Origin of the sequence: Olivibacter sp. 47, assembly GCF_030372825.1 — a bacterium.
In the GTDB taxonomy this organism is placed as follows: domain Bacteria; phylum Bacteroidota; class Bacteroidia; order Sphingobacteriales; family Sphingobacteriaceae; genus Olivibacter; species Olivibacter oleidegradans.
In genome coordinates this window covers 3,856,873-3,870,184 of the sequence record NZ_JAUCNR010000001.1, presented here as the reverse complement: position 1 = coordinate 3,870,184, position 13,312 = coordinate 3,856,873, and the positions used below count along the sequence as shown (strand labels likewise).

Below are 13,312 nucleotides of genomic sequence, written 5' to 3'. Positions count from 1 at the left end.
AGTTTACCCTCTACCATCAACAGCTGCGAGTAGAGGATTTCCTTCCGGTACCGTTCAAAGAGGCTCGCAAAGGCCACCAGGTTGGCCACGCCCGTTTCGTCCTCGATCGTGATGAAACAGACACCGCCCGCCGTTCCCGGGCGCTGCCGTACCAGTACCAGTCCGGCCACCCGAACGGGCGTGCCATCGGGCCATCGGTCCAGTTCCCTCGTGGTCAGAATACCCCGCTCATAAAGCTGCCGCCGGATAAAGCTCACCGGATGCGCCTTCAGCGAAAGTGCCAGCGAGCTGTAATCCTGCAGCACATGTTCCGATTCTGACATCGCCGGCAGCCGCACCTTTTCTTCCGGTGTGCTCGCCGAAGGCTGCCCTTCAAAGATGCCCATGGGACGATCATGGAGGGCCGACACTTCCCAGAGCGCCTGCCTGCGGTCCATGCCCATCGAGCGGAACGCATCGGCATCCGCCAGGCGCTCCAGCGAAGCGATGGAAACCCCTGCATCCGGCAGGAAATGAATATGCGTATAAGGTATCTTCCGCGCCCGTACCAACGCTTCCATTTCCTCCCGGTTCATTCCCTTAACCTGCCTGAAACCCAGGCGCAGCGCGCAGTAAGGGCCTGTTTTCTCCTCCAGGGTATTGTCCCAATGGGAAAAGTTGACGTCCACGGGCCGCACCGTTACGCCATGCTCCCGCGCATCGCGCACAATCTGCGCGGGGGCGTAAAAGCCCATGGGCTGGCTGTTCAACAGCGCCGCGGCGAACACGTCGGGGTAGTGATGCTTCAGCCAGCAGGATACGTAGACCAAGAGGGCGAAACTGGCCGCATGGCTTTCGGGAAAGCCGTAGCTTCCGAAACCTTCCAGCTGGCGGAACACCCTTTCGGCAAATTCCTTTTTATAGCCCCGTGATATCATGCCGTCGATCAGCTTCCGTTCGAACCTGCTCACCAGACCCTTTGCCTTAAAGGTGGCCATGCTGCGCCGCAGTTCATCCGCTTCGGCAGGGGTGAAGCCCGCGGCCACAATGGCGATCTTCATGGCCTGTTCCTGAAAGAGGGGCACGCCCAGTGTCTTGCCCAGAATCGCTTCCAGCTCGGGAGAGGGGTATTCCACCTCCTCCTCACCGTTGCGCCTGCGCAGATAGGGGTGTACCATATCCCCCTGGATCGGGCCCGGCCGTACAATGGCCACCTCGATCACCAGATCATAAAAGTTCCGCGGTCGCAGGCGCGGCAGCATCGATTGCTGCGCGCGGCTCTCGATCTGGAATACCCCGATGGTATCGGCCGCGCTGATCATATCGTACACCTCGGGGTCATCCTGCGGTACGGTGGCCAGCGTCAGCTCCAGCCCGTGATGTGCCCGCGCCAGATCAAAGGCCTTGCGGATGCAGGTCAGCATGCCCAGAACAACTAACAACTAACAACTAACAACTAACCTTACCGTTTATCAAGTGGCACAAAGGCTCTGTTTTCCGGTCCGATATAATTGGCGCTGGGGCGGATGATTTTACCGTCCAACCGTTGTTCAATAATGTGGGCGCTCCAACCACTCACTCTTGAAATAACAAATAAGGGCGTGAAAAACAAAGTAGGGACGCCCATAATATGATAAGAGACGGCAGAGAACCAATCGAGGTTGGGAAACATTTTTTTCTTTTCCCACATCAGGGTTTCGATTCGCTCCGCTATCTTATACAGTTTGAGATCGCCAACTTCTTCCGATAGCGATTTGGCTACTTTCTTAATAACAATATTGCGTGGATCGGCAATGGTGTACACGGGATGACCGAAGCCGATGATCACTTCTTTTTGTTCCAGTCGAGCTTCAATATCTCTTGCCGCTTCTTCTTCATTGGGATACCTACTTTGTATGTCATACGCCACTTCATTGGCACCTCCGTGTTTTTGACCACGTAAAGCACCAATGCTTCCCGTAATGGCCGAATAAATATCCGAACCGGTACCCGTGATAACCCGGCCGGTGAAGGTTGAAGCATTAAACTCGTGCTCGGCGTAGAGATTTAAAGAAATCTGCATTGCCTTAATCCATGATTCGCTCGGTTCTTTTCCGTGTAAGAGATGTAAAAAGTGTGCGCCAATACTGTCGTCATTCGTTTCCACCTCGATGCGTTTGCTGTTGTGCGAATAGTGGTACCAATACAGCAACGCAGAAGGGTAGGAGGCCATTAGTTTGTCGGCGATATCTCGAGCACCCGAGATGTTATGATCGTCTTTTTCGGGCGATATGGTGCCTAAAAGAGAAGTGTACGTACGGAGGATATCCATCGGGTGTGCCGCAGCGGGAATCTGTTCCAATACATTTTTTGCAATAATGGGCAAGCCACGCAAGGCTTTTAATTTCGCCTTGTAGATATTAAGTTCTGCGGCATTTGGCAATTTTTCATGGATGAGCAGATGAGCGACCTCTTCAAAAGAGGCACCCTCTGCGAGATCTAAAATGTCGTATCCCCGATAGTGGAGATCATTACCGCTTCGTCCGACGGTGGATAAGGCTGTATTTCCCGCTAGGACGCCTGATAAGGCAACTGACTTTTTTGGTTTAAATGGTTGGTTCTCTTCTGTTGTCATAATTATGGGTTTTTCATGTTTATAGGTGACGATAATGCTGTCTCAGCCAAAATTACAGCTCTTCATGTCTTTTTGAATAGCTTATCAAGTTTCGTCTCGAAATCATAATATCCAATACTTTGATAAAGTTCCTCCCGTGTTTGCATATCTGCTATGACCGCTTGCTGCGAACCATCCTGCAGCAAATGTGTATACACTTTTAAGGCCGCTTTATTGGCCGCCCGAAAAGCGGATAAGGGGTAAAGAATAAGACGAACACCGGCGGCATGCAATTCAGCAACTGTCCATAAGGGTGTCATACCAAATTCGGTTATATTGGCTAATATAGGCAAACCGCTCGCTTTGGCGAATTCTGCGTATAGCCGGATTTCGTGTACAGCCTCTGCAAAAATAAAGTCGGCCCCGGCCTCTTGGTACTTATTTACTCGATCTAGTGTTCTTTCAATTCCTTCTGTCGCAAGCGCATCCGTGCGTGCACCGATCAGGAAGTTGGGATCAGTCCGCGCATCTACGGCCGCTTTTATCCGATCGACCATTTCGTCTGTACTCACGACTTCCTTACCTGGGCGATGGCCGCAGCGTTTGGCTCCTACCTGATCTTCGATATGAAGGGCAGCCGCGCCGGCCTTAATCAAGGACTTTACCGTACGGGCAACATTAAAGGCCGAAGGTCCAAACCCCGTATCCACATCCACCAACAAGGGCGTGTCGGTAACATTGGTAATCCGATTGACATCAATTAAGATATCTTCGAGGTTGGTGATTCCTAAGTCAGGAATGCCTAAAGAACCTGCAGCTACACCACCTCCTGATAAATACAATGCCTGAAAACCAGCTTGTGTAGCCAATAAAGCATGATTGGCGTTAATAGCGCCGGCAATCTGTAAAGGTCTATTCTTTTCCATCGCTTCTTTAAAGCGTAATCCCGCAGAAGAATTGTTCATAATAGGGTGTTTAAAAGATTGGCCACCGAACACAAGGTAAGGTGGCCAAACAAGTTACAAATTTTATTTAAGAAGCGTATAAGCTAATTATAATTGTCAAGAATTTTACGCTTATAAAAGGAACGATTTTTTTAATCAACTTTTTTCATCACTCGTTAGTTTTTAAAGGCATTTAACTTTTGGTTTGATCCAAAAGTTACAAAAGATCAAGGCTGTGTAGGCTACCTCGCAACCGATGGCAAAGCATTCGTGGCGCGTATTGGAGCCGTTTCACTTCCTCAATCCGCTTGTGTGCTGCAAGATGAACAGGTGTGCAAATGCTATACTGCTCGTTGCTTCGGTATCCTCCAAGGCCGTTCTTCCGACGCACAAGTCTATAGTACTAAGCTAAGGCTAATACGTCGGGTTAAAAGTAGAAGCCTTCCGTTCTGCTGAAATATCGCCTAGGAAATTTGCGGTTTGCACGTTACGTTGAGGCACTACCTTTAAAGCAAAGTTCCAAGCGATGAGTTTATTCGCGTTCTGTCCATTTTTGGTACTCATGAGCTCCCTACGGTCGGTTTTGGTTACTTTTTTCATCACTCGTTCGTTTTTAAAGGCATTCAAGCTACTTCGTGGTCAGCGGAAGAAAGTGACAAAAAAAATCGTTCTTTTAATCTAAACACCTTCATCTATATGTTAAAGGCGAAGCTGACCAACAGGGATTCACCGAAGGTAATCCCTGTTATAACTGCTTGATTTTGATGTTTCTGAAAGAGACGACATTCCCATGATCCTGTAAGGCAATTTTTCCTTTAGGATACTTGGCAAATCCTTCCCAATCGTGGAATTTACTTTTGGCAATCAATTGATTCCATTCTTCAGAACCTTTTTTGACATGAGCAGTTTGTACCCCGTTTAACCACAAAGTAATTTCTCCTTGATTATACAGAATACGCGCTTGGTTCCATTCGCCAACCGGCTTTGGTTTGGAAACGTCAGGTCCTCCGATTAAATCGTATAATGAACCTGCTAAGTGATTGGGAATAAAGCGATCACCCGCATTGATGTTATCCAATACTTGCATTTCTATTCCTGTTTGGTAAGTTGCACCATATTTTGGATCTTCATGGATACCAAATATAACACCACTGTTTCCGCCGTCACTTATTTTCCACTCCAAGGTCAGATCGTAATTTTCATATTCGGCGTCGGTTACCAAATCGCCTTTTTCCGCCTTATCAACGGTTGGATCGAAAACTAAGGCACCGTCTTTGACAGACCATGCGGCAGTGGCCTTGTCTTTTTGATAGGTGTGCCATCCTGTAGTGGACTTTCCATCAAATAGAAGCACCCATCCATCTTTCTTTTCTTTAGAGCTTAAGGCATTTGGCTTTTGCGCAAAGGTAGCTGTAGCCAGGAATAAACAGGCACAGATACTTAGTGAAATCTTCTTCATTTGTTTTTTCTTAATGTTTTTGTTGTTCTTTAGTTCTGATTCGTTTACTGTGGTTAACTGTTAAAACGTTTTTGCGCAAGATATAAAAATCTCCGGAAAATTGAAGTTGTTTTGTCATATTTAAGGATTCATTAACAACTTTGTTTCATTCACCTTGACTGATATTTTCAATTTGTATAAGTTTGGCTCTTCTTCATGAGCTTACGATCGATCAGCCATACGCAAGTCCTATTGATGGGCGTGTGTATTTTTTTATGTTTAATTGCGTATAAAGGACGTGCGCAGACTGAACTGTTACATGAATTGTCTATTCATAGTGATAACGATGCCTATTTGTTCATTAATCAGGACCAATACTATACTAACGGAATATCCTTTAGCTATCGTCAATTAGTCGACAAGGATTTTAGTGCTGCGAGTGCTAAGAAGAAGATCTGGGGAATAGCGATAGGCCATAAACTATATAATGCATATAACGGTTTCAGCGAGTTGGTATTGATGGACAGGCCTTTTACCGCCTATTTATATGGACGGGTGAACAAGGCATGGTTCTATCGGGACGAATCGAGCTTAAACCTTGGTGCAGAAGTGGGCTTATATGGTAAAGGTGCTTTTGGCGAGGCGCTACAGGAAGGTTTTCACAATCTGTTCGGCTTTTATGAAATCAGCGGTTGGGAGTATCAATTGCGCGATCATGTAACACTGGATTTGCGGGCGAAGTATAGTCGACTGCTACTACGAAGTACCTCCGGTAAAATGGATCTGCAGCTTCAATCAAGCATGTCTCTGGGCTTAAATCAAAGTTTTATCGGTGCGGGCCCGGTATTGCGGCTTGGCAAATTGAACGCTTTGTACGCGTCTGCTTATAACGGGAGTCGGTTATTTCAAAAAGGCGAGGTTGTCAATAAAGAGCGTTACTTTTACTATCGGCCAATGCTGTTTTACCGATTATACGATGCGAGCATACAGGGAGGGATGTTACTGGATGACAAAGGACCTGTTACCTTTGGCATTAAGCCTTGGATGCTTAGTCAAATTGTTGGCTTCACTTATGCGCATCGTCACGTAACGATCGACGCGCATCTCCAGTTTAATACCAAAGAAGTTAAAAGTAATGCCACTGCCCATCAGTTTGGCTCCATTTCGATTGGATATGCCTTTTAATACGCACAATAAATTTGTAATTTATTTGTAACATTTTAAAGTGCCCTGCGTCTAGTGGAATAAAGTGCACGCAAAAAAGCTCATAAATTCATATTAAACGCAAGGCCTTGAAAGCTTTTATTTTATCAATTACTATTTCTCTCTATTTCTTTTCCTTTTCCTTCGCCCAACAAATAACGCTTAGTGGCACCGTGAGAGACGCTTCCAGTGGTGAGACATTGATCGGCGCCAGCATCAAGGTGAAAGAGAACGCTTCCGGTGTTAGCGCCAATTCGTATGGCTTTTACTCATTAAGCCTGGCAAAAGGAAGGTACACCATTCAGGTATCCTCGGTAGGCTATACCATGCAAGAACGAGCGGTTGAATTAAGCGGGGATCTCCGCCTGGATTTTTCACTGGAGCCGGCTAATCAACTCGAAACAGTCGAAATCAATGCCGTTTCGAGTAGGGAGCAAATCGAAAGCCCGCAAATGGGTGTCAACAAAATTAGCATTAAGGAAGTGAATAATGTGCCCGTATTGTTTGGGGAACGCGACGTGTTAAAAACCATTCAATTGCTCCCGGGAGTGTTAAGTGCGGGCGAAGGGAATAGCGGTTTTTTTGTGCGGGGAGGAACAACCGATCAAAATTTGATTTTACTTGATGAAGCCATGGTTTATAATGCATCCCATTTGATGGGCTTCTTCTCTACCTTTAACTCCGATGCGATCAAAGATGTTAACCTGTATAAGGGTGGAATGCCTGCGCAATACGGTGGGCGCTTGGCGTCGGTACTGGACGTCAATATGCTGGATGGTAATAATCAACGTTTCGGTATGGATGGCGGCATCGGCCTAATTGCTTCTCGATTAAAGGTGGAGGGCCCCATAAAGAAGGGCAAGGGGTCTTTTATGTTAAGCGGTAGGCGTACCTACGCTGATTTATTTCTGAAGCTTTCTTCGGACACTTCGGTAAACAGCAGCGTTCTGTATTTTTATGATTTGAACTTAAAAGCCAATTATCAGCTTGATCAAAACAATACACTCTATCTTTCAGGTTATTTCGGAAAGGACGTGCTGGGCTATGCAAACGACTTCGATTTCGATTGGGGAAATGCTACCGGAACCTTACGGTGGAACCATGTCTTCAATAGCCGACTTTTCTCAAACACCTCATTTATTTACAGCGACTTTAAGTATAATGTGGGCGTGTATACCGATAACAATGATTTGAAAATCAACTCGCGTATACAGAATTTGAACTTGAAACAGGATTTTCATTACTTTTCAAGTAGTCGCAGCAATCTACGTTTCGGATTAAACCTAATGCGGCAGGAAATCTCACCGGCGGGTATCGACGCCTCGGAAGAATCGGATATCAATTCGTTGCGAATTGAAAATAGGCAAGGCTATGAGCTGGCGGCGTACCTCTCGCATGAATGGAAACCTAGTAATCGGCTCAGCTTTATTTATGGCTTGCGATTGAATTCCTTCTTATTAATGGGGCCCGGTGAATTTAATACTTATGATTCAGAAGGTGATATTATTCAAACCGATATTTATGGAAGTGGTAAATTGGTAAAGAGCTACATTAATCCGGAACCGCGATTTTCCGTCAACTATATGCTCAATGAGAATAGCAGCGTGAAAGCTTCCTATAACCGCAATACACAAAACTTACATCAGCTCACGAATACAACCTCATCGTTACCGACGGATGCCTGGGTATTGAGCAGTAACAATATAAAGCCCCAAATAGCGGATCAGGGTGCCTTGGGGTATTATCGGAATTTTAATGATGATCAGTACGAATTTTCTGCGGAGGTGTACTACAAGGATATGCAAAATCAGATCGATTATAAAAATGCTGCTGATTTACAGGCAAACGCGCATGTAGAAGCGGAATTGGTATATGGTGTGGGTAAGTCTTACGGACTGGAACTTTTTATGAAGAAAAGAACGGGCCGCTTGAATGGGTGGGTTAGCTATACATTATCCCGAAGTAAAAGAAGATTTGATGAAATCAACAATGGTAATTGGTTTGCTGCCCGCCAAGACCGTATCCACAATATTGCGATTGTGGGTATGTACAAATTTTCCGATCGTTGGAGTTTCTCCGGAACCTTTGTATATTACACGGGTAATGCCGTTACCTTCCCAAGTGGAAAATATAGTATCGGTGGTAAATCCACTTGGTACTATACGGAGCGAAATGGTTATCGTATGCCGGATTATCACCGCTTGGATTTAGGGGCGACGCTGGAATCGAAACCCGGAAAACGTTTTAAGTCGAGCTGGACCTTTGGTCTCTATAATGCCTATAACCGGAAAAACGCTTATATTATTGATTTTAGGGAAAATGAAAATGACCCGAATGTTACGGAAGCCTATAAAGTGGCCTTGTTTGGTATTATACCTTCAGTAACGTGGAATTTTAAATTTTAAGGATGATAACTATGAAAAAATCCCTTTCTTTTTTAAATAAGCAATTGTATATAAATATTTTAACTGTTTCAATGATTCTTTTTGGTTTAAGTTCCTGTGAAGAAGTGATTGATATTGAATTAAAAGAAGCTGATCAGGTGTTGGTGATAGAAGGCGGGGTGTCGAATACCGAAACAACGCATTATGTTTATATATCCAAAACGGTACCCTTCTCATCAAACAGTACCAATAACCCGCAGTCCGGTGCCGTTGTGAAAATCCAAGAAGAAGGAACGTCCGCGGAGCGTACCTTTACAGAGGTGAGCCCGGGACAATATCGAATAAACAACTATCAGGCGAATCCAGGCCGGACTTATAGATTGACAGTCGACTTTGAGAATGAGCAATATATGGCTAGTTCAACGATGCCTGCGCCTATTGCCATTGACTCCATCGGGACGGTGACCGATAGCTTTTTTGGCGACGAGGAGAAAACGGTGGGGGTTGTATATCAGGACCCGCCCGGCGAGAAGAATTATTATCGGTACCTGGTTGCCGTGAATGGAAAACCCTCGAACTTCGTTTTTGCTTATAATGATAAGTTTAATGACGGCAAGAAGGTGCAAAGAAATTTATATCATGAAGACCTGGATTTAGCTGTGGGCGATTATGTAGAGGTGGAGCAGCATTGCATCGATCAAGCTGTTTATACCTATTTCAACGGCATTCAGTCGAACAACCCGGGCTCTGCCGCACCCGCCAATCCGAAATCAAACTTTAGCAATGGCGCTTTAGGGTATTTTAGTGCTCATAGTATAACACGGGCATCTACCACGATTGAGTAGGGGGGATAACGAGTGATGAATGATGAATGATGAATGATGAATGATGAATGATGAACGCCCATTATCACATAAGTTAATTCCTTACTCAACTACTCAACGATTTAACTATTCAACTTAACCCAGACATAAGACAAAGGTATCAGGACACAAGATTTTATTAAAGGATTTAGGCGATAAGCCATAAGTAGGCTTTAGGCAATAAGCTATAAGCAGTAAGCATTAGGCTTGCACAAACCACCTATTATCACATTGTCTAACCGACCGTAGGGAGCTCATGAGTACCAAAAAAAGCAAACACTTACGAATAATCGGCTAATTTCCTACTTAACTACTTAACCACTCAACCACTTAACTACTCAACTACTTAACCACTTAACTACTCAACTACTTAACCACTCAACTACTTAACCACTTAACTATCACTACAAAAGCTTAAATTCATAACCCTTATCCAGCCAATAGTCAATGGCTTTTGGGAGGGCGTAAAGTAAGCGCGGTATGGCTTTTATATTGTCGTGAAATACGACGATAGAACCGTTGGTAACATGCTGTATGGCATTTTGGTAACAGGCTTCGGGGCTCAATTTGTGATCAAAGTCGTAGGTTATCACATCCCACATGATGATTTCGTATGTATCTCTTAGTTTTTTGAACTGTGGAAGGGTGCACTTACCATAAGGAGGACGAAATAGATTCGTTTGGGTAAGCTGTTGGCATTTCTCTACATTTTCCAAATAAGTAGCTAAAGGTGTTTGCCAGCCTTTTAAATGGTTATAGGTGTGATTGCCTACTCGATGGCCTTGAAGCTTGACTTGCTCAAAAATTTCAGGATGTTTAATAATGTTTTCGCCAACGCAAAAGAAGGTAGCTTGAATGTTATATTTTTTTAAGATATTTAATACCTCTGGTGTAACATCAGGTATGGGTCCGTCGTCAAAGGTTAAATAAATATGCTTTTCTTTCCGATTGCGATTCCAGGTGAGTTTAGGTAGAAGTAAGCGTAACCATAAAGGTGATTTGACAATATTCATTTTACGGCGCAGTGATTTGTTTAGGGCGAAGGTAAAACAATTAAATACATTAATAAGAAGTTGAGAAAAATTTACTAGATGATACAACGTAAACCCGCAATGAAATATTTTAAATATGGCAGCTCAGTACTAATTGCATGTGCCATCTCCGTTTCCGCCAGCGCGCAGAAAACCATTACCATCCGAGAAGCTCTAGATCAGGCTTTACGTAATAATTTACAGGTTAAACAGGCTGTCTTTCAAAGCTCGCTGAGTGAAGAGGATGTGTTGCAGGCGAAGATGGACCTTTACCCATCGGTTAGTGGTACCGTACAAGGGTCTAAGAATTGGGGTTTAAGTTTTGACCAGACTGCGGGAACCTTGATTAATACATCAGTTACACAAGCAGGTGCGAGTGTAACGGGTAATATGCTGCTGTTTGGTGGTTTTCAAAAAGTAAACCAGATTAAAGCGAATAAATACCAATTGCTGTCCAATCAAACCAATGTCGATAAAGTAAAAAATGATCTGGTACTACAGGTGGTAACCAAATACTTGGAAGCCTTAAGTAATAAGGATATGGCTACGGCTGCTAAGCAACAGGTGGCATTATCGACCGAGCAATTAGAAGCGCAGAAATATAATTATGAAGTAGGTAATAAGACGCTGGCCGACTTATCCCAAGCGAAGAGCCAATTAGCCACCGATGAATTAAACCTGGTTACCGCGCAAAATGCTTACGATTTATCCATCCTGGATCTGAAACAGTTAATGGAAATGAACCCGGTAAATGATATTGCCCTGGAAAAACCGCCCTTGCCGGATGTAGCAAAATTGGTTTCCAGCTATGTAGCAGAAGACATTTATCAAGAGGCCGTGCAACAATATCCCGATATTAAGGTGGCGGAATATAATACATTGGTGGCATTAAAAAACATAGACATCGCCAAAGGAGGTTTTTATCCGCAATTATCCATTGGAGCTGGTTATGGGACGAACTATTCATCGCAGGCAGGTGACAGGCATATTGTTGGGGACCAGATAATAGTTACACCCGTTAGTTTAGGCAGGCAACTGGATCGTAACAAGAATACAAACGTTTTTGCACAATTAAGTATTCCCATTTTTGACAATTACAGAAGAAACATCACCTTAAGAAAAGCCAAGATTTCTTACGAAAGTGCGGTGAATGATGAACGCTTAGCGAAGAACAACCTGAATAAAGTGGTTAATCAGGCGGTATTGGATCTAAGAACGGCTGAGAAGAAGTATTACTCTACGCAAGAAAATTTTAAATCGGCTTCGGATGCTTTTGAGGTGTTGAAACAGCGTTACGATGTAGGTTTGGCAAATGCGGTAGAGCTATCCACACAACAAACTGCCAAGAATAAAGCTGAATTTGATTTTATTCAAGCACGATACGATTTTATTTTTAGAAGCAAGGTGATTGACTTTTATTTAGGTCGCCCCATCACCTTTAATAATTAATGGGCTATTATATTTATCATAACATCAAAATAAACCATGGCGAAGAAGAAAAAAGGTACACTTAAATATATCATCATTGGTGCAGTTGTTTTGCTTATCCTGGTGGTTATAGCCGGCAAGATGGGCTGGATCGGTGGGCCAAAGAAAGAATTGATTGCCACCGAGAAAGCGGAGAAGCGGACGGTTCAGGAAACGGTATCGGCTAGTGGCAAGGTACAGCCTGAAAAAGAGGTAAAGCTGAGCTCGGAAGTGTCCGGAGAAATTGTGGAACTGAATGTGAAGGAGGGAGAAGTGGTGACGAAAGGACAAATTTTATGTCGTATTAAGCCGGACATCTTACAATCAGGGTATGACAAAGCCGTTGCTTCTTTAAATTCACAACGTGCTGCATTAGCTTCTGCACAACAACAATTGAAGCAATCCGAAGCTTCCTTAAATATTATGGAAGCTACTTTTAAACGGACGCAACAGCTTTACAATCGGAAAGTAATTTCGGCCGCGGAATTTGATAAAGCCAGAACCGACTACGAAAGTGCCTTGGCGAGTGTAGAAGCACAACGGCAGAATGTAATTGGCTCTCGTTATGGAATTGACCAATCACAAGCAGCGGTGAAAGAGGCAGGCGACAATTTAGCCAGGACTACTATATATGCACCGGTAGATGGCGTTATCTCCTGGTTGGGGGCCGAGCAGGGCGAGCGTGTGGTAGGAACTGCGCAGATGGCGGGTACCGAGATTATGCGCATTGCTAACATGAGTTCAATGGAAGTGAACGTGGATGTAAATGAAAGTGACATCAACCGGGTTTCGTTGAACAATGAAGCTACCATGAAATCGATGCATTCCGAGGCAGAAAATTTAAGGGCATTGTAACGGAGATTGCAAGCTCTTCGTCGGCAAATGCCTTGTCTTCTTCCTCTACCACAACCACTTCCAACACGGATCAGGTAACGAATTTTACAGTGAAAGTTCGAATCTTACCGGAGTCGTACGAAGATTTGTTAAAACCGAACCGGCCTAATCCATCTCCTTTTAGACCAGGATTGTCGGCTACAGTTGATATCCTGACGGAAAAAGATACCGGTTTAGCCGTTCCTATCCAAGCGGTAACAACGCGCGAAGATGCAACCGCGAAGAAGGACAGCACGGCCAATGACGCTAAAAAAGATGATGGATTTAAATCGAATGTAAAGGAATATGTATTTGTTTATGATCCGGCCACAACCAAGGTAAAGCAAGTAGAGGTAACTACCGGTATTCAGGACGATGCTTATATCCGTATCTTATCAGGACTGAAAGAGGGGCAGGAAGTAGTAATACGGCCGTTCAATGCCATCAGCAAAACCTTGAAAGACGGTGACCTGGTAGAAAAAACAACAAAAGATAAAGTGAATTAGCTGTTGCTTATAAATTAATGAAGCTGACGCG

General features: G+C 44.3%; 10 protein-coding genes and 1 pseudogene. 5 read left to right on the top strand and 6 right to left on the bottom strand.

The features are described 5' to 3' along the window. The 5 genes from QT327_RS17010 to QT327_RS16990 form a co-directional block, all read right to left on the bottom strand. The coding region (locus QT327_RS17010) for a helix-hairpin-helix domain-containing protein (protein WP_354004785.1) at positions 1-1,403 on the bottom strand (1,403 nt) is incomplete at its 3' end. 38 nt (positions 1,404-1,441) lie between these two features. Beyond that, positions 1,442-2,593: a bifunctional 2-methylcitrate synthase/citrate synthase gene (gene prpC, locus QT327_RS17005; RefSeq protein WP_130855544.1), complete on the bottom strand. Its 1,152-nt coding sequence runs from the start codon at positions 2,591-2,593 to the stop codon at positions 1,442-1,444. A gap of 62 nt (positions 2,594-2,655) precedes the next feature. After that, complete coding sequence (prpB, locus tag QT327_RS17000) at positions 2,656-3,537, bottom strand: methylisocitrate lyase (protein WP_130855545.1); 882 nt, start codon at positions 3,535-3,537, stop codon at positions 2,656-2,658. Positions 3,538-3,930: 393 nt separating this feature from the next. After that, positions 3,931-4,116: a hypothetical protein gene (locus tag QT327_RS16995; protein WP_130855546.1), complete on the bottom strand. Its 186-nt coding sequence runs from the start codon at positions 4,114-4,116 to the stop codon at positions 3,931-3,933. A gap of 145 nt (positions 4,117-4,261) precedes the next feature. Further along, the gene (locus QT327_RS16990; RefSeq protein WP_013667389.1) at positions 4,262-4,975 is read right to left on the bottom strand and encodes a 3-keto-disaccharide hydrolase; all 714 of its coding nucleotides are present in this window, start codon (positions 4,973-4,975) and stop codon (positions 4,262-4,264) included. 195 nt (positions 4,976-5,170) lie between these two features. Between QT327_RS16990 and QT327_RS16985 the strand changes: the two genes are divergently transcribed. From QT327_RS16985 to QT327_RS16975, 3 genes are all read left to right on the top strand, one after another. Next, positions 5,171-6,139, top strand: a complete 969-nt coding sequence (locus tag QT327_RS16985) for a lipid A deacylase LpxR family protein (RefSeq protein WP_130855547.1) — start codon at positions 5,171-5,173, stop codon at positions 6,137-6,139. A gap of 107 nt (positions 6,140-6,246) precedes the next feature. Beyond that, on the top strand, positions 6,247-8,562 hold the full coding sequence (locus QT327_RS16980) for a TonB-dependent receptor (RefSeq protein WP_130855548.1): 2,316 nt from the start codon (positions 6,247-6,249) through the stop codon (positions 8,560-8,562). Between the two features lie 11 nt (positions 8,563-8,573). Then, the gene (locus QT327_RS16975; protein ID WP_165446943.1) at positions 8,574-9,386 is read left to right on the top strand and encodes a DUF4249 domain-containing protein; all 813 of its coding nucleotides are present in this window, start codon (positions 8,574-8,576) and stop codon (positions 9,384-9,386) included. A 422-nt stretch (positions 9,387-9,808) separates the two neighbouring features. On the opposite strand, the gene QT327_RS16970 is transcribed toward QT327_RS16975, so the two are convergent. Beyond that, positions 9,809-10,417, bottom strand: coding sequence for a polysaccharide deacetylase family protein (locus tag QT327_RS16970; RefSeq protein ID WP_289553530.1), 609 nt, complete (start codon positions 10,415-10,417; stop codon positions 9,809-9,811). Between the two features lie 78 nt (positions 10,418-10,495). On the opposite strand from QT327_RS16970, the gene QT327_RS16965 reads away from it, so the two are divergent. Continuing rightward, positions 10,496-11,884 carry a TolC family protein gene (locus tag QT327_RS16965; protein WP_246860297.1) on the top strand — a complete coding sequence of 463 codons (1,389 nt, stop codon included), beginning with the start codon at positions 10,496-10,498 and terminating at the stop codon, positions 11,882-11,884. 36 nt (positions 11,885-11,920) lie between these two features. Continuing rightward, positions 11,921-13,281 (top strand): annotated as a pseudogene (locus QT327_RS16960) (efflux RND transporter periplasmic adaptor subunit). The last annotated feature ends 31 nt before the right edge of the window (positions 13,282-13,312 follow it).